This window comes from Paenibacillus sp. J22P143 (assembly GCF_059692035.1).
In genome coordinates this window covers 1-25,682 of sequence record NZ_JCAUAQ010000002.1, presented here as the reverse complement: position 1 = coordinate 25,682, position 25,682 = coordinate 1, and the positions used below count along the sequence as shown (strand labels likewise).

At 46.7% G+C, this 25,682-nt stretch carries 22 protein-coding genes and 1 pseudogene; 8 read left to right on the top strand and 15 right to left on the bottom strand.

The features are described 5' to 3' along the window. Nucleotides 1-31: 31 nt before the first annotated feature. On the bottom strand, nt 32-955 hold the full coding sequence (locus AC58PQ_RS03865; protein ID WP_497240661.1) for a Gfo/Idh/MocA family protein: 924 nt from the start codon (nt 953-955) through the stop codon (nt 32-34). Beyond that, a complete protein-coding gene (locus tag AC58PQ_RS03860; RefSeq protein ID WP_497240660.1) occupies nt 952-2,235 on the bottom strand; it encodes an MFS transporter in 1,284 nt (427 codons plus the stop codon). Before AC58PQ_RS03860 ends, AC58PQ_RS03865 begins: the two co-directional genes overlap by 4 nt. Before the next feature lie 130 nt (nt 2,236-2,365). On the opposite strand from AC58PQ_RS03860, the gene AC58PQ_RS03855 reads away from it, so the two are divergent. After that, a complete protein-coding gene (locus tag AC58PQ_RS03855; protein WP_497240659.1) occupies nt 2,366-2,920 on the top strand; it encodes a hypothetical protein in 555 nt (184 codons plus the stop codon). Nucleotides 2,921-3,071: 151 nt separating this feature from the next. On the opposite strand, the gene AC58PQ_RS03850 is transcribed toward AC58PQ_RS03855, so the two are convergent. The 4 genes from AC58PQ_RS03850 to sigI form a co-directional block, all read right to left on the bottom strand. Then, nucleotides 3,072-4,577: a leucyl aminopeptidase gene (locus AC58PQ_RS03850; RefSeq protein WP_497240658.1), complete on the bottom strand. Its 1,506-nt coding sequence runs from the start codon at nt 4,575-4,577 to the stop codon at nt 3,072-3,074. 75 nt (nt 4,578-4,652) lie between these two features. Continuing rightward, entirely contained in the window at nt 4,653-5,666 is a 1,014-nt protein-coding gene (locus tag AC58PQ_RS03845; RefSeq protein WP_497240657.1) for an aldo/keto reductase, read from the bottom strand. Nucleotides 5,667-5,898: 232 nt separating this feature from the next. Next, nucleotides 5,899-7,296 carry an anti-sigma factor domain-containing protein gene (locus AC58PQ_RS03840; protein ID WP_497240656.1) on the bottom strand — a complete coding sequence of 466 codons (1,398 nt, stop codon included), beginning with the start codon at nt 7,294-7,296 and terminating at the stop codon, nt 5,899-5,901. A 19-nt stretch (nt 7,297-7,315) separates the two neighbouring features. Beyond that, the gene (gene sigI, locus AC58PQ_RS03835) at nt 7,316-8,104 is read right to left on the bottom strand and encodes an RNA polymerase sigma factor SigI (RefSeq protein ID WP_497240655.1); all 789 of its coding nucleotides are present in this window, start codon (nt 8,102-8,104) and stop codon (nt 7,316-7,318) included. A 255-nt stretch (nt 8,105-8,359) separates the two neighbouring features. Between sigI and AC58PQ_RS03830 the strand changes: the two genes are divergently transcribed. Then, nucleotides 8,360-9,001: a helix-turn-helix domain-containing protein gene (locus AC58PQ_RS03830; protein WP_497240654.1), complete on the top strand. Its 642-nt coding sequence runs from the start codon at nt 8,360-8,362 to the stop codon at nt 8,999-9,001. Nucleotides 9,002-9,786: 785 nt separating this feature from the next. After that, nucleotides 9,787-10,560, top strand: a complete 774-nt coding sequence (locus AC58PQ_RS03825) for a LytR/AlgR family response regulator transcription factor (protein WP_497240653.1) — start codon at nt 9,787-9,789, stop codon at nt 10,558-10,560. A 145-nt stretch (nt 10,561-10,705) separates the two neighbouring features. Here the strand turns inward: AC58PQ_RS03825 and AC58PQ_RS03820 are convergent, their stop codons facing one another. Then, nucleotides 10,706-11,128 (bottom strand): hypothetical protein, encoded by a 423-nt coding sequence (locus AC58PQ_RS03820; protein ID WP_497240652.1) that lies wholly within the window; start codon nt 11,126-11,128, stop codon nt 10,706-10,708. A gap of 191 nt (nt 11,129-11,319) precedes the next feature. Between AC58PQ_RS03820 and AC58PQ_RS03815 the strand changes: the two genes are divergently transcribed. The 5 genes from AC58PQ_RS03815 to AC58PQ_RS03795 all read left to right on the top strand — a co-directional run bounded on the left by AC58PQ_RS03815 (nt 11,320) and on the right by AC58PQ_RS03795 (nt 17,807). Next, nucleotides 11,320-11,532: a hypothetical protein gene (locus AC58PQ_RS03815; RefSeq protein ID WP_477588042.1), complete on the top strand. Its 213-nt coding sequence runs from the start codon at nt 11,320-11,322 to the stop codon at nt 11,530-11,532. Nucleotides 11,533-11,673: 141 nt separating this feature from the next. Further along, nucleotides 11,674-12,228 (top strand): DUF4912 domain-containing protein, encoded by a 555-nt coding sequence (locus AC58PQ_RS03810; protein ID WP_497240651.1) that lies wholly within the window; start codon nt 11,674-11,676, stop codon nt 12,226-12,228. Continuing rightward, a complete protein-coding gene (locus tag AC58PQ_RS03805; RefSeq protein ID WP_497240650.1) occupies nt 12,225-15,251 on the top strand; it encodes a 1,4-alpha-glucan branching protein domain-containing protein in 3,027 nt (1,008 codons plus the stop codon). Before AC58PQ_RS03810 ends, AC58PQ_RS03805 begins: the two co-directional genes overlap by 4 nt. A 179-nt stretch (nt 15,252-15,430) precedes the next feature. Further along, nucleotides 15,431-17,392: a glycoside hydrolase family 15 protein gene (locus tag AC58PQ_RS03800; protein WP_497240649.1), complete on the top strand. Its 1,962-nt coding sequence runs from the start codon at nt 15,431-15,433 to the stop codon at nt 17,390-17,392. 103 nt (nt 17,393-17,495) lie between these two features. Then, entirely contained in the window at nt 17,496-17,807 is a 312-nt protein-coding gene (locus AC58PQ_RS03795; protein ID WP_497240648.1) for a hypothetical protein, read from the top strand. On the opposite strand, the gene AC58PQ_RS03790 is transcribed toward AC58PQ_RS03795, so the two are convergent. The 8 genes and pseudogenes from AC58PQ_RS03790 to AC58PQ_RS03755 all read right to left on the bottom strand — a co-directional run. Then, nucleotides 17,804-18,112: a glycine cleavage system protein H gene (locus tag AC58PQ_RS03790; protein ID WP_497240647.1), complete on the bottom strand. Its 309-nt coding sequence runs from the start codon at nt 18,110-18,112 to the stop codon at nt 17,804-17,806. The two genes, AC58PQ_RS03795 and AC58PQ_RS03790, sit on opposite strands and share 4 nt — an antisense overlap. 80 nt (nt 18,113-18,192) lie before the next feature. Continuing rightward, a complete protein-coding gene (locus tag AC58PQ_RS03785) occupies nt 18,193-18,741 on the bottom strand; it encodes a peroxiredoxin (protein ID WP_497240646.1) in 549 nt (182 codons plus the stop codon). 317 nt (nt 18,742-19,058) lie between these two features. Beyond that, complete coding sequence (gene leuB, locus AC58PQ_RS03780) at nt 19,059-20,138, bottom strand: 3-isopropylmalate dehydrogenase (protein WP_497240645.1); 1,080 nt, start codon at nt 20,136-20,138, stop codon at nt 19,059-19,061. A gap of 186 nt (nt 20,139-20,324) precedes the next feature. Beyond that, complete coding sequence (locus AC58PQ_RS03775; protein ID WP_497240644.1) at nt 20,325-20,780, bottom strand: DUF2269 family protein; 456 nt, start codon at nt 20,778-20,780, stop codon at nt 20,325-20,327. Between the two features lie 127 nt (nt 20,781-20,907). Then, nucleotides 20,908-21,057: pseudogene (locus tag AC58PQ_RS03770) on the bottom strand (VanW family protein); the annotation flags it as partial. A 104-nt stretch (nt 21,058-21,161) separates the two neighbouring features. Beyond that, a complete protein-coding gene (locus tag AC58PQ_RS03765; RefSeq protein WP_497240643.1) occupies nt 21,162-21,302 on the bottom strand; it encodes a hypothetical protein in 141 nt (46 codons plus the stop codon). A gap of 490 nt (nt 21,303-21,792) precedes the next feature. Beyond that, nucleotides 21,793-22,968, bottom strand: coding sequence for an S-layer homology domain-containing protein (locus AC58PQ_RS03760; RefSeq protein ID WP_497240642.1), 1,176 nt, complete (start codon nt 22,966-22,968; stop codon nt 21,793-21,795). A 135-nt stretch (nt 22,969-23,103) separates the two neighbouring features. Beyond that, nucleotides 23,104-25,682: discoidin domain-containing protein (locus AC58PQ_RS03755; protein ID WP_497240641.1), on the bottom strand; the 2,579-nt coding region annotated here is incomplete at its 5' end.

Sequence of the window (25,682 nt, the reverse complement as noted above, 5' to 3'; positions counted from 1 at the left end):
CTTTTCTGGTTTGTCCCGCCGCTGCCTACACTCACACCGACAGCTTCTCCACCAGCTCATGCGACGCCAGCACCAGATCGCCCCGGATGCTGCAAGCATTCGGATCATCCAACGAGCTCAAGAAATGCTGAACAACGCCAGCGAAGCCTCTGCGCTCCAGCACGGTATCCCAGCTGCCGAATGTGCGCAGGCGTGGAGCGGCATTTTTATCATAAAAGACCGCTGACTCCAAATTCGTCACCTCGACGGATCTACCGCTGCCGTGCAGCTCCACCTTTTCCAAATCAACGCCAGCTAATCTCACCATGCTGTAGGAGCCAACAGCAGAACCGAACCCTAGCAAACCTGACGCATGAAGCAGCTTGCCGCTCTCATCGACCTGTTGGTGGAAGGCTTTCACCTCATAAGGACCTTCACCTAACCAAAGCAACGTGTCCATCATGTGGATCAAATCGTCATACAGCGTTTCTTTGGCGCTATGCCCCTGCAGCTTGGTACGATGCTTAACGGCTGAAGCCAGATCAAAACCGCCTGCCTCCTGCAGCCATTGCTTCGCTTCGATATATAGAGGCGCGTAGCGACGGTTAAAGCCTGCAGCAAGCAGCACACCTTTTCGCTCGGCATAGGAAGCCATTTCCACCGACTCCGCCCACTCATAAGAGAGTGGCTTATCTACATAAACAGCTACGCCATGCGCCATACATTTCATTGCAATTTCAAAATGCGTCGATGTCGGACTATGTACAAAAACGGCATCTAATCCTAACGCCAATAGCTCATCAAGCTGCGTCGTCCCAAACGGAATACGGTATTTCATCTGGATACGTTCAACCGTCGCTTGCGTAGAACTCATAATACCCACAAGCTCCACTTGTTCATAAACGGACAGCAGCGGTAAGTATACTTTTTGCGCTATATCACCTAAGCCAATGAGGCCTATTCTTTTTCTAGTCATGCTTCGATGCCACTCCTTATCTGTGTTCGTAATACGAAACGTCCTACCCCTAACCCGAGTATGAGCAAAATAGCACCGACCACCGTGGAGATGCCATACACCTGCACCCACATAGGTTGATTAGCAATTAGGGCATATACCTTCCCGCCTGCAACAGGTCCCAAGAAGGCTGCAAAGCCAGTAATCGCCGAGTACGTCGCAATATACATCGGGCGCTCACTCTTCGGTGTATCCCCAATTGTAAAAGCGAATACCATTTGATTGAAGCCTCCTAAGCCAATGCCCAGCACAATATGAACGACATACAGTACAATGACTGCTGGAATGAAGGCGATCGCTCCCCATAATAGACAGGCCAAGGCAATAATCGGCAAGGACCATAATAGCAGTGTTTGAGCTGAGAATCGCGCATTCAAATTACCCCATACATAATAGCTAGCCATCATCACTAAGGTATGTACAACCGTTATATAGGAAACAGTCCCGTAGGAAATGTTCATCAGCTTTAGCATGACATAGGAGAACAGTGGCACGGTCAACCCTTGAACGAAGAGGAAGGCGGCCAGGAAAATGATTGCGTTCAGAAAAGCACGGTCCATTAATGGTTTCCGGATCATACCCACAGGATTCTCAGCTGTCGATGGCTCGAAAGGTGGATTCGGATACATAAAGTAAGCAATGACATTGAGAACCACGCAAACACTGACGATCATAAAGAGGTAAGTAAAGCCCTGCTCACCGGGGTATTTATCTAGAATCTGACCGCCTACAAAAAGAGCTAACGAGCTTACTCCCCCCAATATGGTGTTGCGCAGTCCGAAATACCGTCCCCGAATCGGGCCAGGTACCGCATCACTGATTAATGAGGTCCACACAATCCCTCCAGCAGCATTCCCGAGATGAGCAGCCGTGTACAATATCATATAAGTGATCACCCAGTACTCTTGCGGTAAAACAAAAGGGATTAAACCTACACAAGCCCATAATATCCGATGCGAGGAACCGAAAATGATCAGCATGCGTTTTCGATCTCGGAATTTTTGCATGATGACGGCCATCGCAATTTGAACGATGTTAACGACAGTGGTGATTGCTAGAATGAAACCAATCTCAGTGGAGCTTGCTCCCAAATAAATCAAATAACCTGTTAAGAACGGTCCACCCAATAACTGAAAAATAATCACAGCTGGGAAGCCCTCAAATGTCGCGACCAATAAGCTTTTACGGTAGGTGGACATTTTTTTCTTCGGCTTACGCGCGTTCGGATCGAATAATTTCATAGGCATAAACCTCCTTTTGTCTGTCTAGCAAGATTAGCATGATCTAATAGTTTACAACCTATGGGTCGCTTATGGTAAAATAGTAGGGATAACCTAATCTATCATGTCAGGCGGGATCAAAAGTAAACTTATGAAACCTAAATTTTTGGGTCTACTCGCAACCTTGTTGCTCTTTTTGACTTTCATTGTACTCTCTATCAAGTTTGAGTCAACTACTTATTTGTATATCGCTAGTGTTTGCCCGCTTCTGGTTGTTCCTTTTATTCCAGATATCCGTTCTAATCAATATATTAAGCCAAAGGCTAACGGCGCCGTACGTCTCATCTCGATGGAAAACAAGGACAGCGGAGATTCCGATTTTATCGTGATCCTTTTTGAACCAGGGTATATCAAATGGAATGGCGGCAAGCTTTTCTTCAATCTGGCTGATAAAATGAAAGATGTGTATGTAAAGCCAGATCCTTTTGCGGCAACGCTTACCGTTCTGAAATACGATCTGCTCACGCATTCCCGCAAAAAGAATTGGGTCGGCATTTCCTTATCACAGCTCGAGCAACGCACAGAACAGCTCTCTTATACAACTAATGAAGTAAACCGTCTCATTATTCGTATTTCGGATATTCAAGAGCTGCAGCAAACCAACATCAAACAGCCTGCTTCCATGGGGCAACAGGTTGGCGCTTAACAGATCGCCAGAAAGCATAGAATCACCCAACATTTGAGTTCTCAGCCTACATGCAAGCCGGTAGGTAAGAGGGTGCTCAATCGTGGGTGATTTTTTATTGAAAACGATTATGGATCATCGAATTGGTGGAGAGTAATTGTTTATTAAAAGACTAAGTAAGCTGCCCACCGCACAAATACGCGGCTAACGTTCGGACCATCACACCAGTTGCACCTTTGGGTTCAATGCCTTTGGCCGACCACAGCCAAGCTGTACCGCCGGTATCCAAATGGATCCACGGTGTTTCCTCGGCAAAGTAACCGATGAACAGACCGGCAGTAATCGCGCCTGCCCAGCGGTCGGAGGACGTCGCGTTTTTGATATCAGCTACATCACTCTTCAGCATAGCCCGATATTCAGGATAATTAGGAAGCTGCCATACTTTTTCACCAGCAGCCCCAGCCGCTTGTAGAAATGGCTTTATGAATTCATCGTCATTCGTTACAGCCCCTGTCGCGATATCCGCAAAGGATATTAAAATGGCCCCTGTTAACGTAGCTACGTCGATCAGACGGTTCGCTCCTTGCGCTTTCGCGTAGGTAATTCCCTCTGCCAAAATAATGCGACCCTCTGCGTCGGTATTGAGTACCTCCACGGAATGCCCGCTGAGCATCGTGACGATATCACCTGGACGATACGCCGTGCCAGACGTCATATTCTCCGCAGCCGGAATGACCACAACGAGGTTCACCTTCGGCTTCAATTGGCCGACGACGTGCAGAGCTCCAAGCAGGGTGGCGGCTCCGCCCATATCACTGATCATTTCTTCCATACCGTCGGGCTTTTTCATCGAGATGCCACCGGTATCGAAGGTCACGCCCTTGCCGACGAGGCCTAGCACGTCTGCATTATCTGGATCACCCATGTACCGCAGGGTGATCATACGTGGCGGGTGGACGCTGCCCGCGCCCACCGCGGTAAGGCCGCCCATCCCGCGGGCGGCGATCTCGTGCTCATCCAGCACTTCGCAGGCGAAGCCATAGTGCTGGGCTATTCGGACGGCTTCCTCTGCGAGGGAAGCCGGAACAAGCTTGTTGCCCGGGAGGTTCGTGAGATCCCGGGCATAGTTCGTGCCCTCCGCAACCGCTTCTGCGGCTGCGATCTGTTGCAGAAGCGCTGCATCCGCAGCCGCTTCTGTGAGCAACACCGCCTGGCGCAGCTCCGCGCGCGCAGGCTCGTTCTTGCGGTACGCCGCGATGCGGTACGTACCGAGGAGCAGCCCTTCGGTCAGCGCCGCCGCGGCTGACCGGGTCTCAAACCTGCTTGGCAGCTTCAGCGCCAAGCGTTCGAACTGCAGCGCGAGCATCTTGCGCGCTGCAAAGACCGCGGCTGCGCGCAGCGTATCGCGCGTCGTTGCGGGGCCGAGCCCCGCAACGAGCACGTACGCGTACGGCAGCAGCCCGTGGGTCGGCAGCACCTCGAGCTCGCCTGAGGCGCCCGTGAATAGGCCCTTTGCGCGCATGCGCTCAAGGGCCTGGTCGAGCTGCGGCTGGCCGAGGACGCCGTCCTGCCGCAGCTCCGCTTCCGTAAGGCAGACGAGAATCGCGTCTGCCCCTGCCGTGTTATCCAACAACGAAGTGTAAACACCCGTTGTAATGTCTGTTATTTTTGTAAACATAGGAAATTCTCCCTGCCCTTATCTAATTTAGTTCGAATATTTCTAACTAATCACCTATTAAGAATCTCTTCATACCTAGTAAAACGACGCTGCCTTCTGCACAACCGACTGCATCGGCAATTGGTACGGACATTTCGCTTCGCAAAGCGGAACCACCTTACATGGGTCATGGTCTGCACAACTAGTTATTTTTTCCTTTTGCCGCTGAAAAAATCCGTCACCCTTCGGCAGCAAGCCAAACTTCTCCCTGAATTTACTTGCGATCATCACATCAGGGATCGAAATTTCCAGCGGACACGAGCAATAGTTACAGCGTCTGCAATCATGTTCACCTAATTCACGAGCAAGCAGCTCCAACTCATGGCGCTCTTCTGGCCCTACTTCATTCTCTTGGGCAGCCAAATTCTCTTGTACTTCCTTGACGCTGACCATCCCCGAAATCGTTACATGCACATCTTGGCTATATGGATAACGAATCGCCCGATCCACCGGTTGAATGAATCCGCCTGACAAGGGCTTCATCGCTACTCTCATCAAATCCATCTCCGACGCTTGGGGAATCAGTTCATCCAGTGCGAAGGGCTGAGCCAAATTCAAATGGAATAAGATTTGCGAGAATTGACCCTTGGCAATCCATTTGACAAGTAAGTCAGGACGGTGTCCAGAAATACCGATAAAGCGTACCTTGCCTTCTCGCTGAGCCTCCAATGCAGCCTCATACGCGCCGCCGACTTCCATCGCTTTCTTGTATTCCTTCACATCATTCACATAGTGAATTTGCAGCAAATCCACATGATCGGTCTTCATGCGTACTAAGCTTCGCTCAATTTCCGCTTTCGCGGTTGCATAATCGCGTGCACCTGTTTTCGTTGCCAAGAAATATTCCTGTCTCCGATGTGAGATACACTCCCCGATGATTTCTTCGCTATTCCTATAAGCAGCGGCCGTATCTATATAATTTATCCCATGATCCAAGGCATAATTGAGCGCTTCTCTGGCTTGTTCTAACGGTACACTCGGTAGATTCATTGCGCCGAATCCTAGCGACGACACCTTATAGCCTGACTTCCCGAACGTCGAATATCTCAAGCCTATTCCCCCTTAGTTTGCTGATTCGCTACCAGATCAAATTACTCTTCAACTTACTCATTCATGCTCTCCCGCATGAACTTAATCCTTCACTTCAACTATTGTAATACAACTCGGTTCTACTTGCCATGCTGCTAAACAGGAGGACTACACGCAAAAGCACCTAAGGCATATTCGCCCCAGGTGCTCTGTTTACTCCCCGTAATCACTTCAGCTCACTGACAGGTGATCGCTACCATCTTCCCTCATTGTTATTACCATTGTCGTTCTGAAGATTGTTTCCCCAGCCCCATGTCACGCCTGGGAATCTCACATTCTCATCTCTGGATTGCTGAAATGGCTTCGACGTAGGTTTACTTGTGCTTGTCGGTTTCGCCGTAGGCTTTGCGGTTGCCTTTGGTGTTGCCGTAGGCTTCTTCGTTACGGATGGTTTCTTCCCATCGTCGTCGTCATCTTTACGATCCGGCTTTGGGGTCGATTTTTGATCATCCTTATTATTGTTATTATTCTTATCATTACCGTTATTGTTATTATTTCTATCATTACTATTATTTCTATCATTACTATTATTTCTATCATTATTGCTGTTTCTATCGTTACTGCCATTCTTGTTGTTATTATTATCCCGATCATTCTTCGATGTTGGCGTCGGCGTTGGTTTAACTGTCACTTTGCCCGGGGTATTACTTCCTGAGTTACTCGCTTTGCCAGAGTTATTTTTATTGTTTTTATCATCATCTTTGTTAGATGAGTTGCTTCCACCGGATTTTTCATTTTGAGACTGTTGTACGCGTTCACTCAGCTTACCGGATTTTTCGTCTGCAAGTAATCTTTGTAAAGAAGACTTATCAATCGGTTTATCTGGTGGGACGAATGATTTCATACCGCCGTTATCCTTCGCAAGATCATGAATGGAAGTCGTTTTGATGTCATCCAGCGATACTTTCACACCATTATCGATGGCATTTAGATAGATGGCATATTTCCCTGCGGAAACCCCACTCGCTTGTGCTTCCTTCCTAACCTCTTGCGGGGAAGCGAAGGCTTGCACCTCATAATTTTTCACTCGGTCTGGGTGACTGTCTTCTATATGTTTATTGACCTGAGCTTTCAGCTTTGTCGCAATGGCTTCGTCGCTAACCGTTGTTTTAGCTCCAACAACCGTTGAGGAAATAATAATATCTCCTTCACCCTTGGCCAACGCCCCTTGTTCAGCCTTATCCAGAATAGCAGACGTGACATCCTCTAGTGATTTACCTTCAAACACTAAAGCTTGAATCAAATCATCGCCGTCTGTATTTAGTCCGTGCAGGTCACGAACAATCTCATTATTATCGATCCCAATTTCAACACTTGGATTAATGTCAATCGTTACGTACGCAACAACGCTATTGCCTGGCACGACTCCTGACAATGTTGAGACCAGAACGAAACATACCACAATCGCTGCAGCTAAACCTGAAACGATAGCCATTTGCGGTACCCGTAATCGACGTTTCACTGGTGCATAGAGAATCTCTTCTCCCAATTCACAGCTACGTGTCCCTCTTGGCAGCTTATCAAATCGCCCCTCTGAATTCATAACAATAATGGAGCTTTCGCTTAATTCCATTACGATCCCCTTGTTCATGCGCTGTTCTTCCTTTCATTCAACTTTCTTCATCACGAATTTGTAAGTAATCCCGTAAATACGGATATGGACCGTTAAAAATAAGTGCAATTGCAATGATATACTTACGATTTCGTTCCAAGGTTTTCCTCGATACTTGAACTTGCTCGAGCAGCTCTTTAATCGGCAGCTGTCGTTTCGTCAACAGAGTGCGCATAAGCTCTGAATCCTGTGCAAGTGTGCGGCCAATACCAAACAGCATCTGCCTTGAGTCGTCGTGCTTGGGGGAGGCTTCCGTCAACTCTGAGAAATTAATTTCAAAATCACTTAAACAGCGATTGAAATCAATAATTTCGCTTCGTCTTTCTTCTAAACCCTTCTGCTTCTCATAGGCTTCAATCGCTTGATGAACCTCAATTGGATTCATTAGATTATCTTCATCATCTTCCTGATCAAACGAGCTGTAAGGGATCTGCCCTTTAAAGCGTTGCTCTTTACGAATAAAATCAATTAGCCTTCGCCTGATAACCGTCTCTGCGAAACCTAGGAAAGACCTTCCCATGACTGAAGAGTATTGGTTAATAGCTTCGTTAAAAGCGGCTAATGCAATACTAAATTCATCATCCCTGGCGGGATCAATAAATCGTTTGCAAAACCTACTCGTTACTTTTGCTACATAAGGCTGATAGTCCGCAATAAATTGATTCCGTAGTCGTAGGTCTCCTGCTTGAATTTGATGTATAGTGACCTCGAGTGAAGAGGCTTGCGGTTCATTTTTTCCGTGGGACTCATTCTTTCCCAGAAACTTTTTGAATAGTACCAGTAGCACCTTTCCACCTCACAGTATAGTAGTTTCGTCCCTATGTATAACAATTCGGGGGGTACACACGATGAAAATTATAAATAAATTGCTGATTCATTATAACATAGATCACTAAATGAGCACCTACTGGCAAATAAACCCTTGGTCACGGTTTCAATTACTTTATGAATCCTTTATAATATTAAGAAAACCTCAATTTATGGCCTCTCGGATGAGAGACCGCCATGAGAGGCAAGTTTTTTAAATAGGGGGGTGTTTCATATGGAAGCAAGCAATAACTTCGGTAAGTTTCTTGAATCGTTACGAGGCAAAGCATCACTGCGTAAAGCAGCTAACAAAAGCGGCTTATCCCACGCTTATATCAGGGATCTAGAGCTAGGTCGTAATCGAACGACCAATGATGTCATTAAACCATCTCCCGAGACCTTAAGAAAATTGGCTCAAGCTTATCAATACCCGTATACCGACTTACTTAAAAAGGCAGGATATTTAGAAGAAGCTTCCCCTTGGTCTAAACCAACTCTAGTGAATCTGGATAACATCTGGTACGTTGAGTTCGGAATTCAAACGATCCTATACGTTTCTGAAGACGGAATGAAAGAAGAACAAGTCGAATCCCTCGTGGCTTTTACCCACTTCATTGAAACATTAACGGAGCATCATTTCGTGAAATTAGATATGCACCTTTTCGTAAATCTGAACAAAATAAAAAAGTATGCCTCCGCAGAAGGCAAACTTTATTTTGATACATATGAAAATGCACCCTTCATCATTGCCGCAGCAATTCCACAGAAGAAGTATCATCAAACCATTCTTGATTACGTTGCTCTGAATAATGGACACGCTGTGGAATCATTGGGTGCCCTTTGCCCCTCTTCTTTGAAAGCCAAATTCCTTACTTAGCGTGACATAAATAAAGAGGATGATTGCCATACTCAGTAGTTGAATTGGCATAATGGCACTGAAAGCATGATCGCGAAATGCATGTCGGTAAATCATACCTATGAATAATACGATTATGTATAGATATACCCCCGCATTCTCTCCTACGAACGGAATTCTCGTATAATGACAGAGAAAAGTAAATCCTAATCGTTGTTTGTAGAGAAAGAGAAGCAGCCCACATTTGGCCAACACAATAAAAATACGAGTCACAATGGATATGGTTAGGTCATCTTTGATATCCATATAGGCTTCTACTTGTGTTAAATTTATGCAAACGATCACAGCCGTAGACACAAGAGCAGACATCATGTAACCTGAAAGTGCAGTAAGTAACGCGGGTATGAAACGATATTTCCAAACGCACATGAGTAAAATACATATAACGCAAACTAATATTAAAGGCGAGTCCGTGATCAAGTTGAACAGGGATCCTACCAGCACAGCTAGTGATATTTGTTTCCAATATGGCTTTATTCGAATCCGAAATAGCAACAAGGAGAATAAGAGCATGGGAACAAAATGAATAATACCTAGTATCAATTTTACCCATGTAAACAATTGCATTTCCCCTCATTTCTAACCGACGACATCATTCTGTAAGCAGCTTGATACTTTCTAATTACTATTAGAAGTATACAAGATAATCGTACCCTTGCCTTCGATATGGACTAAGTTGGCTGTAAACGAGTACAAGATGACATAGTTCCTACTGTTTATAGTAAGGATTGGAGTGAGATCAATAAATGGAGATCGGCTTTACAGTCGCCATTGTAGAAGATAACTATTGGATAGGTCAATTACTTGAAAGCTATTGTCAGCAATGCGGATTGCAGGTTATTGCTATCATGTCAGAAGGCGAACAATTTCTACTGGATTATGACAAGCTGCAGCCAGATATTCTACTTATGGATATCGGACTTGAAGGCAAATTGGACGGTATTAGTGTCGTTCAATCCTTACGTAAGTCTGGCTATCAGCAAAAGGTGATTATGGTTAGCGGAACCACGGATATGGATCATATTTTGACGGCCTTTCACGAGCTAGACTCCGTTTACTTTCTTTCCAAGCCCGTCGCGCTTCCTAAATTTCAAGCCGCCATCCGGAAAGCCATTGCCGAAATACAATTAGATCGCAGCCGCGTAGTCCAAGAGCCACAGCCAACCACAGCAACTTGGATCACAGTTAAAAATCAGAAATCAACACTGCCCATCTCCGAAGACGCCATTCTCTATGTCGAGAAGGAAGACAAGCGACTCTCCAGAATTCATCTAGTGAACGGCGCTCAAATGGAGTCCAGTTCTAATTTATCCGAGATTCTGGCTCAGAGCACGCCTCATATGTTCAGCCCTTTCAAAGGCTTCCTAGTTAATTTGCGGCATGTCGTATCCTTCGTGAAGGAAAGCGGTTTTCCTACTTCTCGGAGATTTTTGATTCATTTGAGGCATACCTCCGACAAGATTCCTTTGAGCCGAGACTTACAAAAGGATTTTGCTAAACTGCTTCAAGAAATAAAGTGAGTGTTGATGTCCAACTTAGGCAGCCAACTAACAGAAAAACCTCCCGCCATTCTCAGGTATTTGCTTCGAAAACAGCAAACACCAGAAAATGAACCGGAGGTTTTTCATTTAATCGGAATTATCACCTTGTAATCTATTCGCACCTCTAAGAGTTCTTAGAGGTTTTTTTATTTTTCAGCTTGTCACGACGCGCGCTTAGCATTTTTAACCTTTTCATGAGCTGCTCTTCCCATTCCTGATCGGCAATGGTTTTCGCAAAGCCCAGCAAATCTAACGCCATGTCAATTTGACAACGCACGATATCCATCGGTTCTTCGCCTTCGTGATTTACACAATTGTCGTGCAACAGATGATCTTTGCCATCTACGTATTCAACAAAATCGACTTCAGCAGCTCCATCTCCATGGGCGTATTCGGCGAGGATCTCATATTCGTTCTCCACCAAATAATGAACCTCAATATGGTGACATACCGGGCAGAAGAGAATGGGCACATTGTGAATTTGTGTACGTATGTGCTTCAAGGTACCTTTAGTTCCAATCATACTGGCTCCACAGCAAAAACTCATGGAAATCCCTCCTAATCGTTGAACCCGGATTAATTTAATATATTCGTTACAAATGTGTGAAATTCCTTTTTCATATGAGAGCTAGCTTATGTCAAATCATTCTAAAAGTGTTTGAATACGCATAATTATTGTAGAGAGCGAACAAAACGTGTATTCCGAATTCTTTACATGAAGGGGAGAGCGGCGTGAACATGATTCCGAGTGTTTCCAGACAGATTGCCTTTGTGCAGTATGACGATCAATCCTCCAGCATGACAGTTCAGTATCATACCGGATTCAGAGCCTCCTACACCAATGTAAAACAAGATGAGTATCTCTTGGTTTTTACATCGGCCAATCGGTATGATTCTCTAATGAGACTTACGGAAAGTAGGTACATGGAAGGAAACATTCCAACCAAGTAACGCATAGGCAAGTAATCTCCCCCCTTCTATATGGGTGGAGATTTTTGGTTTATATGGCGCATATGCTACAATAAAACTTAGTATTAGCACAAACACTCCGTCTTATCGAGTTCATTATCCATACTGATATTTTGAGAAAAGGTGAGTCTGATCTCTATCCAAGCACGTCCCTATGCCATCGATCGCGATACGCTTTATTTACTGGCACAGTCACCTTCCGTTCAGTTTATTTATTGGCAGCTCTCCACCTATAAAGAAATGCTCATTCAGGAGCATTTCCAGAAGGACTGGCGCTCATTAACACCCACGATACGATTCCATGAAGTGAGCGACGAATCTTTCAATATGCCGCAGCAATCCGCCCAGCGGGTCTCAGAACTTCTTCTTCCCCCAGGAGAATCCTGCTTTCTAAGCGGGTTAATCTCCAGCCAAACGTACTTCGCGAGACTGGGTATCCGGAATGAGCAAGGACATTTCCTGCCGCTCCTCCAATCCAATACGATTCAAATTCCAGCGATAGACTTGCCTAGCGCACGATATCCAGCCGAATCTGATCAGCCTTTTATCTACCAGCTGACGCCCCTTCTTCTACCGCAAGTAACGCCCGATGCACATGCATATTTCTCGGCCTATTCGGTGTATGTCCCGAAGAACACTTACCTTGTAGATATGGAATCCGGAGGCGATACTGATTGAGCACTAACGTACAAGGCTATGTTGCTTTGCTCTTGCATGCCCATATCCCTTATGTTCGTCACAATGCATCTGAAATTACGTTGGAAGAACGCTGGTTTTTCGAAGCAGTTGTCGATACATATCTACCTCTCATCGACATGATGGAGAGGCTCATTGAAGATCATGTCCCGTTCCGCCTTACGTTGTCCTTATCTCCTCCCCTGCTTGCCATGCTGGAGGATTCACGGTTACATCTGCGCCTTCGCAAGCACCTCTCCTCGCTTTGCGAGCTGGGGCAGCGTGAAGTCATTCGCCTGTGGGGCGATGAGGCCTTCGGCCCGCTAGCCAAGCTGTATGCTGATCGTTATCATCGGCTCAGCCTTCTATACGATCGCCTTCACGGCGATCTCATTGCGAAATTCCGCAGCCTCAACAGCACAGGCTGCTTAGAATTAATTACCTGCGCCGCGACGCATGCATTCTTACCTTTGGTAAAGAACGATGCCACCCTGCGCGCGCAGCTCGAAGCGGCGGTGCAGGAATTCCGCCGGCACTTCGGCGTGGCTCCTGCTGGCATCTGGCTGCCAGAGTGCGGCTATTCGCCTGCGCTTGAGCCTCACCTGCAAGCGCTGGATCTACGGTACTTCGTCGTAGATACACATGCACATGCCCTTGCGCGTCGCGATGGCACTTCTGACGATGGAGACATCGCAGGTCTGCCGCTGCGCACGCCAGGCGGCGCCTGTGCGTTCGCCCGGGATCCCGAGGCCGGCGCCCATGTATGGAGCGCCGAGGCTGGATACCCCGGCGACCCCGACTATCGCGAATATTATCGCGATATCGGTTATGACCTCGGCCACGACGGCGGTGCCGAGTGGGCCTACTTGAAGCCCTATGTGCTGCCCGACGGCGCACGCATCAACACGGGCTTCAAGTACTACAGCGTCACCGGCGTTGGTGACGCCAAAGTGCCCTACAACCCGGCGCGCGCCGCTCAGAAAGCTCAGCAGCATGCTGAGCATTTCATCGCTAGCCGGGTGGCGCAGGTGCGCCGCCTCGCGGAGCGGCGCGCTGGTTCAGACACAGGCGCAGCAGCTTCTGCGCCTGAAGAGCCCTCGGTTATCGTATGTCCATACGATGCCGAGTTGTTCGGGCACTGGTGGTACGAAGGCCACCAGTGGCTCGAAGCCGTGCTGCGCGGCCTTGCCGCTCGCAGCGATGAAAGCGTAGTCGTGCAGACGACTACGCTTGGCAACTACGCCGCCGCCCATGCGCCGACCACCATCGCTGCGCTTCCGGTATCGAGCTGGGGCCGCGGCGGCTATGCCGAGGTCTGGCTGCAGCCGCGCAGCCAATGGGTCACGCCGCGGCTGCACGCGGCGGAGGATCGCATGGTGCAGGCTGCGCAGAAGCACCATGACCCGGCAGCGCTTAGCAGCCTGCAGCTGCGGGCGCTGAATCAAGCCTCGCGGGAGCTCATGCTCGCGCAGAGCAGCGACTGGACGTTTATTCTAGATGCGGACACAGTCACTTCGTATGCGACGAAACGCATCGAAACGCATCTGTCCCACTTCCATAACCTGCTGAACACGTTTGACAAAGGCAGCTCTGACAAAGAGCTTTCCACACTGGTCCAATCCTTGGAACGGAAGTCCCCTTTTTTACCAGAACTTCATTATCGCATTTTTCAGTCATCTTCTTTTACAAACGCAATGCATCGCTCACCGTCGAGCGTATATACAGCTATACCATTAAACGAAGTTGCGGTTACCTCATTAGCTGAGGCAGCCCCTCACCGCGATGCAACCAAATTGCGCATTCTCATGCTCGCTTGGGAATACCCGCCACATGTGATTGGGGGGCTCGCAAGAGCAGTCTGCGACCTATCCAGGCAACTTGCTTCCGACAGTCATACCGTTCATGTCATCACCTGTCAGTCTCCTAGCTGTCCTTCCTATGAAGTGTCAGAAGGTGTCCATATTCATCGTGCGGAGGTGCTCCCTACGACTGACTCCCTTCATTTCCTCGATCGCGTATTCCAAATGAATATGGCGTTCACAGATATCATGTTGGGGTTATCACGGCAAGGCCACGTTTTCGATCTGGTGCATGCACATGATTGGCTTGTTTACTACACCGCACACGTAGCCCAGCAAGAACTGCGTCTCCCGCTTCTAGCAACGATACACGCAACGGAAACGGGGCGAAATCTAGGAAAGCTGGAATCACCTTTACAGAAACGGATTCATACCCTAGAAGGTAAATTAACAGAAGCGGCCGATCATCTCATCGTTTGCAGTCTGTCTATGCAGCAGGAGGTTAAGGCGCTCTTTCATATCCCTATTCACAAAATTACACCTATTCCCAACGGTGTTGCTTCCTATCGCAAACCCGATCCATCATTATCCACGATGAATCCGATGCTGGCTGACGCCATTTCCGCTCTTGGTAAGCCGCAACGCATTCTTGCTTTTCTAGGTCGTCTTGTGTATGAAAAAGGCGTTCACACGCTGCTAGCCGCTATGCCCATTGTGCTCGCAAGGTTCCCGGACTCCAAATTAGTCATCGCCGGCACAGGGCCTGAGCGTGATGCGTTGGAGGAGCTTGCACTAGGCTTAGGAGATCGGGTTCGTTTTACAGGCTTCCTTGATGAGGCGGACAAAAGCTTGCTTTTACAATCTGCAGAACTCTGTATATTTCCAAGCCTCTACGAACCCTTCGGATTAGTCGCTTTGGAAGCAATGGCCAGCGGGACACCTCTCATCGTCTCTGATACCGGGGGCCTTGTGGAGATTGTTAGCCACGGGATCAACGCATGTACATTTCCTCCAGGGGACAGCGATGCTTTAGCAGCGCAAATCATTCAGCTTTTAGAACAACCGAACTACGCAACTAACCTTGCTTCCACCGCCTTGCGTAGCGTTCATACCAATTATGACTGGGCGAAAATCGGATCTTTGACAACTCGCGTTTACGAAGCTGTGATTTCCACACTTGCTGCACCAACCAGACTGACCTCGCAGCAGAAGGAAATTACCAAGTAAATTGGATATCCATACCAAATGTAAGCGTGACCAGTAAGAATTTTCAGAATTTTTTCAAAGAAACATTGATTCCTTTGTCAGAATTAGGTAACCTATTGGCAAGACTTGTGCTCCATCGTTCAGACCTCCTGGCCTGATCTGAATGCGCGATCAAACAAAAGAGTGGGGAAGTGATTGTATTGCCAAGACATCTGGTCATCGGAAATGGAAAATTCCTTATTAACCTCGATCAGCATTCCTACATGCGAGATCTGTACTATCCTTTCGTAGGCCAGCTTAACCATATTGGCGGTTATCAGTGCCGTGTTGGAGTATGGGTAGATGGCGACTTCGCATGGCTGAATGCCCCTGAGTGGCAATTCAAGCTAGCTTATGTGGAAGATTCCCTTGTCACAGAAGTGACAGCTACACATCCCGGCCTCGGTGTTACTCTGCTTATGAATGACGGCGTTCACCAGCGTGAGGATATTTATTTGAAGCGAATTCACATTACGAATCACACCAATACGGTTCGTGAAGTACGTATGTTCTTCAATCAGGATTTGCTTATCAATGAGACGGAAGTTGGCGATACAGCCGCTTACTACCCTGCAACAAATACCGTCTTTCATTATAAAAAGGATCGTTACTTCATGTTTAACGGCAGTACAGGTACCGAGGGTATTTATCAATATTCAACTGGTGTCAAAAGATTTTATAACGCCGAAGGCACATGGCGCGACGCCGAAGATGGTCATCTTATGGGGAATGCCATCGCACAAGGTTCTGTCGATAGTACGATCTCCTTCCGGCTCTTCGTCCCGCCTAACGGCAACCAAACGCTCTACTATTGGATGGGCGCAGGCAAGAACCTGGAGGAAGTTAAAAAGCTCGACGCCTATGTCAAAGACAGCCACCCAGGCAAGCTGCTTGACCGTGTGACCGTGTATTGGCAGCGTTGGGCCAACAAAATCGATCGCGACTACTTCGATCTCACACCTGAAGTGCAACGTCTCTTCAAACAAAGCCTGCTGCTCGTCCGCACGCAAACCGATGTCAACGGCGCTATTATTGCAGCAAACGATTCCGATATTATGCAAAGCAATCGCGATCATTACAGCTACATGTGGCCGCGCGATGGCGCATTAATCGCTTACTCCATGTCCATGGCTGGCTACCAAGGGATGATTATTCCTTTCTTTAACTTCTGTGCGAACGTGTTGTCGCCTGAAGGTTACTTACATCACAAATACAATCCAGACGGCACCGTAGGTTCCAGCTGGCATCCCTACATTCATTCCGGTCGCGTACAGCTTCCGATTCAGGAAGATGAAACGGCACTTGTCTTATTTGCACTTTGGCAGGATTTCCAGAAAAATGGAAGCCTCGAATTTGCTCAATCGTTATATCGCAACCTCATTCGTAGAGCGGCCAGATTCATGTCCACCTACATTGATCAAGAACTGAATTTACCGAAGCCGAGCTATGATTTATGGGAAGAACGCTACGGGATCTATACCTTTACAGCCTCTGCTGTATATGGCGGATTAATCGCTGCTTCGAACTTCAGTAATTTGTTTGGGGATGAGGAGCGAAGCAATCGCTACAAGCATACTGCGGAGAAAATAAAATCCGGTATCCTGAAGCATCTGTGGGATGAAGGAGAACAACGATTCGTTCGCGGCTTATATATGGAAGATGGCGAATGGGTTAAGGATATGACGTTGGAAAGCTCTGTGTATGGCATTTTTGAATTTGGCGTACTCCCTGCTGACGATCCACGCGTGGTAAGCACGATGCTAGCTAACAAAGCAGGTCTAATGATCAAAACTGAAATCGGCGGTTCCGCCCGATATCATCATGATTATTACTTCCAACGCTCCACCGATATTGAGAAAGTGCCTGGTAATCCTTGGATTATCTGTACACTCTGGATTGCTGAATGGGAAATTGAGTATGCCAAAACGATTGCTGACCTGGAAGCTCCGCGCAAAACATTGGAGTGGGTAGTCCAACACGCGATGGAAAGCGGTGTATTGTCCGAGCAATTGGATCCATTCTCCGGCGAGCCGGTGTCCGTAGCTCCACTTACGTGGTCTCATGCTACCTATGTACTTACCGTCGTCAAATATCTGAACAAATTTAAGCAGCTTTCCAAATAGTAACATTTGATGTCAGCCGTTCTCTAAGGGGGACGGCTTTTTTCCCACTTGTGGGTTGGCACCGACCAAAGATAATCCAGTAATTTGCCTAGGAGGCGTGTACATGGGTACTTTCATCATCTTTTTTATTATCGCAATAGCTGTTATATTCCTTTTCGCAATCATATCCAATGGAAGTCAAAACACGAATCAGCGCAGACGCCGTGATGACAACCATGATGCCAGCTATAGCGGCTTCGCGAGTGATTCCTCTCTCAATGATGATCACCGTCAACATCATGGTAATCATCATCATGGCAGTCATGGTGGTCATGGCCATCACGGAGATTCTAACGATGGTGGTGGGAGTAGTGGTGGTGGAGATTCTGGCGGCGGTGGAGGCGATGGTGGAGGCGGAGGCGGAGGCGGCGACTAAGTCATCGCTACCCGAAACAACCAACCTTTATCATACGGCGACTCATACATCAGCAAAGTAGCCCGTTCTACCAAAATGTTCACGGCAATTACTCGCCCTGTAACAGGCGAAAATAAATCATATTCATCGACAGCGGTTTCGAGCGAGCTCATAAACGCCCCTTTTGTTAGCTCAGAACCTTTCTCTGGCAATTCGATGAATAGGATCATTCCCCATTTTTCTAACGCATGCTCTGTAAGTCCAATTACCGCTTCATCGCCTTCTTTACGTACCCAATATAGTTCTTCAGTCGTTATGACATCCATAAATGTTTCTCCTTATGAAGAAAGACCCCTCTGCCCGCATTCGCATGCTAACCTGAGGGGCCTTCTTATGTAATTAAAGCTTATTTAACAACCAAGTTTTTGTCGCCTGGTTTCCAGTTCATTGGGCACAATCCGCCGGATTGTAGCGCTTGAAGCACACGAAGTGTTTCTTCTACGCTGCGACCTACGTCGTTGTGATTAACAACTTCGTATTTCAATTCGCCTTCTGGATCGATGATGAAAAGACCGCGAAGCGCGATACCTTCTTCTTCGATTAGAACGCCGTAGTCACGAGCAACGGATTTCGTAATGTCAGCAGCAAGTGGGAACGCCAATTTGCCAAGACCGTTATCGTTAATCGGTGTGTTGATCCATGCTTTGTGCGTGTGGATGCTATCGATGGAAACACCAAGAATTTCAGTGTCCAAAGCTTTGAATTGATCAGCTGCATAGCTAATTGCAGTGATTTCTGTCGGACATACGAATGTGAAGTCCAATGGGTAGAAGAAAAGAACTAACCATTTTCCTTTGTAATCGGACAAAGATGCTTTACCAAATGCTGTACCGTCACCTGTAGCTGTCTCCATTGTAAAATCAGGAGCTTGTTTACCAACTAAACGTTCTGCCATGGGTATAATTCCTCCTCATATCTATCTTTAATCTAATATTATCCGTTTAAAATGGTATCATCCCCCTACTTGAAAGTCAATAATTAGATCATATACTAGATAATAATTATTTTAATCCATGGAGGTTAGCCGCGCTTGAACTCCTTCACTCCCCCTACATACATTTTGGGATAGATTGCTCCCGCTCACGGAAGTCCAAAAGCGGGTAAGATCCTTAAGAATGGTTAATTGATCTCGATCCAACTGCCTGCTACAACAAAGAAAGCTCGCACCACCGAAGCATTCCTGCCTCGAAGGTGCGAGCTTATTTCTATTAATTATTTGCGCATAGCGTCAACAATCAATTGACCCATTGCAAGTGTACCGATCGCTGTGCTCTTATCCACTGCGATATCGCCTGTACGGTGACCAGCGTCTAAGACTTCTTTCACTGCACGCTCGATGGAATCCGCTGCTTCGTGGTAGCCGAAAGTCAAACGGAACATCAAAGCAACGGAAAGGATTGTTGCGATTGGGTTGGAGATACCTTGACCTGCGATATCAGGTGCAGAGCCGTGTACCGGCTCGTACAAACCGAAGCTGCCTTCGCCAAGGGAAGCGGATGCCAGCATCCCGATAGAGCCTGTAAGCATCGCTGCTTCGTCGCTCAAGATGTCCCCAAACATGTTCTCAGTTACGATAACATCGAAGCTAGACGGACGGCGCAGCAATTGCATCGCACAGTTATCAACCAATACGTGCTCTAGCTCAATATCCGGATAGTCAGCCGCAACACGGATAACCGTTTCGCGCCATAGGCGGGACGTTTCCATGACGTTTGCTTTGTCAACGGAAGCAAGTTTCTTGCGACGCGTTCCTGCAATTTCAAATGCTTGGCGCGCGATACGCTCGATTTCTTTTACATTGTAAACACAAGTATCAACCGCTTCTTGACCGTTCTCTGTTTCACGACGGAATTTCTCTCCGAAGTAGCTCCCACCAGTTAGCTCACGAACAACGATCAAATCTGTACCTTCAAGAACTTCCGGTTTCAATGTGGAAGCTTCTTTCAAGCAGTCGAAGATGAACGCAGGACGGATGTTGGAGAACAAGCCAAGCGCTTTACGAATACCTAGAAGACCTGTTTCAGGGCGAAGCTCTTTGGAATTGTTGTCCCATTTAGGACCACCAACTGCTCCTAGAAGTACAGCGTCTGCGGATTGACAAACTTTCAAAGTTTCTTCCGGAAGCGGTGTACCTTTCTCATCGATTGCGATACCGCCGAAAAGAGCGTGTTCTGTTTCAAATTGATATCCGAACAATTCTTCCGTACGTTTCAATACTTTTTCTGCTTCTGCAACGACTTCTGGACCAATACCGTCCCCAGCGATTACCGCAATTTTTTTAACATCAGCCATGACAATCATTCACTCCTTATTTTAGCAAACCTAGTTCGTTAGCATTCCTATCGTTATATCCTGATCTCATTGTACCATAAGATAACACCCTACTTTAGATATAAAAGCTATCGCTTTAATAGTTTATTCCTATAACTGTGCATTTTAAAAGCCCTCTCCTGCCTAACAGCATGAAAGGGCGTCAGTTTAGCTTGGTTTGATGATCATGAAGATTAACAAAATGACACCAACAGTTGATGCCGCATAGAAATAATTGCGCGCTTTTGCCCATTGTAACAGCTGCTCGCCTGGAAGTGTAGTCTCCTTCTGATTCTTAGGATCCAGCACCCAGCCGCCTAGCTTTTTCTGATTAGGCGTTGCGAAGCCGATGGCAATAATTTGAATAATCACATAGGCCACAAGCGAGCCGATCAGCCAAAATTGCATGATTGAGCCGTAATCGCCTAACCAAATCAACAACAATCCAGTAAGCACGGCAAGGCTACCTCCGATTTTCGGGAACACCTCCAACCGGCTTCCTACACGCAAGGACATCCGCAGTTCTTCTAGCGTTTGGTTTTTTCTAAGCAACACGTGAGCAAAAAAAGTTGGACCAACCCCGATGATTGCAGACAAAACATGAATGAGTACAAGAAACTTCACGACAATTCACCTCTTGTTCGTAATATATAAACAACACAGTTTATAAGATACAATCAAAAGACGAAACTATCAATGCTGGTCATCACCAGTAGTGGATTATTCTACCAGTATTTTGATTAAGATTTCATCAATTTTTATGTGCATCTCCAGCTGTCAGCAAAGGTTCATACATCATAATCGCGTGATTATCCGTCACCCATTCATCCCTCACGAGCTGCCCTTCTGGATTCAACACTTTTCGATGAATTTCATTATGCCGGACATAACCGCCCCAGTATTCCCCCCTACTTTAGATATAAAAGCTATCGCTTTAATAGTTTTTTCCTATAACGACGAAAATGAATAGCCCCCTCCTGCCTGCTAGCAAGAAAGGGCATAAGCTTAGCTTGGTTTGGAAATCATGAAGATGAATAAAATAACACCAACTGTGGATGCCGCATAGAAGTAATTACGCGCCTTAGCCCATAGCATCACTTGCTCTCCAGGAAGTGAAGTCGCCTTCTGAATAGAAGGATCCAGCACCCAGCCTCCGAGCTTTTTCTGATTTGGCGTGGCGAAGCGAAAACTGGAAGATTTGTGGACTTATACTCAGCAGCATCCTGACTTTCTGCAACTTGCTCCTAAAGCGGTGTGTGATGACGCGTGACTAAATCGATCACGAATCAGTTAAAAATGCGGCTGAAAACCATGCATAATTGGCAAAGGATTAAAAATATCATTTGTATTGGTCCCTATTTCTTATAGAGACGACTTAACATGTGATACCACAAATAAAGGATTCTTTTAAACATATGCCCCCTAATTTTTTCTGAAGTGGCGTTCATCATTAAATGGGATTACAACTTAACCTCTGATAATGCAGATGATTGTTAGCAAACTCCTGTAAACAGAAGCCAATCTTATGAGGATTAGCAAAGTGACGGCACAAATTTCAATGTTTTACTTTCAACAAAACATACCGTACCCCCGGCATCATGTTTGTTTTTTTGCCGGGGGTACGGTATGTTAACGATTACTCCAAGCTGTCCAATAGTGTTTTCAACTGAGGGTTAAGGTTCAATGCATTCAGAATGACCGTAAGTGCCTCCGAGCGCGTGGAGTTGCCATGCGGATCGAAAATTCCATTGTTCTTGCCGCTAACGAGACCAGCCTCTGCTGCATCTTTGATTTGATTCGCAGCAAAAGAGCTTGCGCTTGCTAAATCTGTCAAGTTGCCCTTGGAAGGATCTTTATCCAGTTTACTCAAGTTGACAACACGGGATAGAATGACGACCATTTCCTCACGGCTGATCGTTTGGTCAGGCTTAAAGGTTCCGTCTTCGTAACCAGCAATCACTCCTACGCTAGCGAGTTTCCCAATAACACCTTTAGCCCAGTGACTGTCGATATCGTTTAGTTGGGCGGAATGATTAGCGCTGCTGCTGATATCAAATACGCGCGCGATGATTGCTGCAAACTCAGCGCGTGTAATTTTGCCATCTGGTTGGAACGATCCATCCTCATACCCATCGATAACGCCCAGTTTCACGAACGTACCGATTGTCTTTTCGGCCCAGTGCCCTTTAATATCAGCCAGTTCAATTTTCGTATTAGATGTTTTGGCTTCCGCGACCTTAGACTGGATAGCTTGAACCAAATCTTTTACATTAACAATGTCGTTATTAAATACATCGCCTTTTAAATCATCATTCTTCGGAATAGAACCATTCCCTTTGGTTATATTAAACGAAACCTTACTATTGCCAGAAACAACAGTAGTCGCTAACTGCGAATTCACCAGTTTCAAGCTGTCCAGAGCAATTTCAGCCGATCCTTGACTAACCGCTTGAAATGTCAGCTTTGCCAGTGTCACATCCCCGTTCTTGCCTGGAGCATTGCCTGTTTGCGTATTCGCAATTTGAATTTTGTTTCCTTTTACAAGAGGCCCCACAGCAAATCCGCTACTATCACTAGAACCATTGATATACTTCAAATGGCTGGTATCAAAAGATAAATTGACTTCATATGCGTACAAATCGCTTACTTGCTTTCCACTTACCGTCACTTGGAAATTATCACCTTCCGATATGCTGTCATCCGAGATGGAAAGCAAAAAGACCGGACCGGAGGTTGCATGTATACCGAGTGATGGAAGCAAAAGCAATGTTAAAAAAAACATCAGACTGAATGCGTGTATTTTTTTTATCATCGAAGAAGTTCTCCTTTTCGTATAACATGGTGTGGGTTGCTTTATTGCAAATCGCTTTAAATGAAAGGGGGAGATATTATATCTCCCCCGCATTTCTTTATCGATCCATCTAATCCATAATCATTCAAAGCTGATTTATTTCAAGATCGCTCTGGCAACAATGGCAAGGTCTGTAATGTCTACTATGCCGTCATGGTTGACATCTGCTTTCTCATTCCAGCCCACTTGGCCTAGTTGTTTGCCGAAAGCAACCGCTACGGAAGCCAAGTCTCCAATCGAGACACCGCCTCCATTGATATCTGCGATTATTTTCTTGCTTGTGAACGCTTGAATTGCATCTTCCAATGTGGTTTTCGCGCTATCCACCTGCTGCTGAGTAGCACTCGAATTATTCGCTATTGCACTAGCCGCATTGATAGCCGACTGCAATGCCGCTTTGGAGCCACTTACATACTGTCCATCTCCGCCGCCTTCCACTGCTGCATCGTTCTTCGTTTGAGCGTTTGCGATCGCTGTGTTCAATTGCGACTTATCTACAGGTATAGCAGGTATAGTGATCTGGATCTCACGGGAAGCTCCGCCGACCTGCAGCTCATTCCCCGGTGCATTGGCAATCACAACATCATCAACAGAAATAGTCGTATTGGTTGCCTGGGTTACAGATTTGGCCTTAAATTGGATTGCGAGCAAATCGCCTTGGGCAGGTATGTTCGCGCCCACGCTGGCAGCCACAATCCGAACAGTTCCTGGCACCGAAACGTCTTTATCAATGACTTGGAACCCATCTACCAGCGATGTCGCCGATTCAAACTGCAATTTCTGCGGATCATAATGAACCGTCAAATCTTGACCATACACCGACTGGTACACGCTTTGTGTAACGTTGCTTAATCCTACCTTTACATCAAACGCCAGGCCAGAGTCCACCTGCTGTACACCTGTCAATGTAGACTTTGGTGCTGACGCTGGCAATACGGTTACGCTGACGCTTGATGTCAATGCTACGCTGCTCGGATTTGCCACTCCTGCGGGCAGGGTTACGGTTCCATCTACAGTGAAAGTCTGCTGCGTCCGTACAGCTGGATCATAGCTTGAACCGTCAACATTCCATTCCACATTGGCATTCACGCTTCCTTTATCGGTTACCAACTCAACGGTTGCAGGTAATCCAAGGGCAATTGCTGTCTTCGCCGTACCGCTCACCACTCCTGTGATTGCTGCTGGTGCTGTGATGCTTACAAGTTTCGGCGCTGGCGCTGGTTCCACGGTTACACCGATCTCAGCGGCGCTTGCCCACCCCTCGACGCCCGCTGTTGCCTCGAACTTGACATAGGATGCATTTGTCGAAGTAAATGTTGCATATTTCTCCGCACTGTTGGTTGCCCAATTTCCACTTGAAACCTTAGTGAAGGATACCCCATCCATACTTACATATACGTTATAGCCTGTAATAATTCCGTTGCTGCCTCCTGATTGCCTTGGCAAGTACAATATAGAATTGATGTTATAAGTTCCTCCCAAGTTTAGGGTAATGGACTGGGGGAGAACATCGGATTTATTCCATTTTGTATGCCAGATCGTTCCTTGGTTTCCGTCAATCGCATTGGAGGCAATATCTTTACCAGCTTCTTCACTTGTCGCCGTTGCCGTCATTTGGGATGAAGGGATCTTATTAACAATTACGCTAATACTTGTTGTCAAAGGCACACTATTAGGATTTGCCACCCCAGCTGGCAAAGCTACAGTTCCATTAACAGTGAAGGTCTGTGCTGTATTAACAGTGGGATCATAGTTTGAAGCATCTACCTTCCATGTTACATCGGCATTCACATTCCCCGTATTCGTTACCATGACGACTTGGGCAGGTAATCCTAGTGCCGCCGCCGTTTTGGCTGAGCCAAGGGGCCGTCCCGTAATAGCGCCAGGCGCCGTGATGGAGCTCAGCGTGTCTACCATAAGCAAATTGTTGATGTCCGCCTGCAAAAGCTGGCTCATCTGGTCTATTTCTAACCGCTTAGCAGTTACGCTTGCCGTCGTCCAGCTTTCGTTTTTGCCGAAATTCAGATCGCCCGAATTATCCAATCTTAAGTTCGAACTTAGATTGCCAGGCACGATAGTCGACCACACGCTAGTGGGTGCACGATACGACCACATAATGTACTGTAAATCGCGGTATAGCTTAACAAACTTAGTTCTGTTGAATGGACCATTCTTCAAATTAGCCAAATAAACATTTGTCGCTCCGCCGGTAAGCGCGGTTCCGTTTATTCCGTAATTCGCGTAAACGCCCCCGCCGTACACATACCCAGCACTGTGTATCTTTTCCCAAGCATCTTGGATCAGCCCATGCAGACCCTGTGTTTCGACCATCATGCTCATTGCGTCTTCCAAGTTTTTCGCAGCTTTATCAATATCTGCCTGATTGTAAATTGTGTTATTCACAACTTTCTGGCTAATGATATAATTCGCTTTGGAAATCTGCTGCGTAAGATTCAGTCTCGAATAATAGGAATACTTATAGCTTCCATCGTGTTTATATCCCTCATCGAGTGCTTTCGCTGCATTAACACGCCCCTGCAATGCTTCATAATTGTTGTTGCTGTCATTAATGGTGTCATTCGCCATAACATTGAGGTTAATGTTCACACTCGCGAAATCACCGTAGCTTGCGCTCGCTCTCGAAGTAACAAGAATATAACGATATTTGTTGCCTT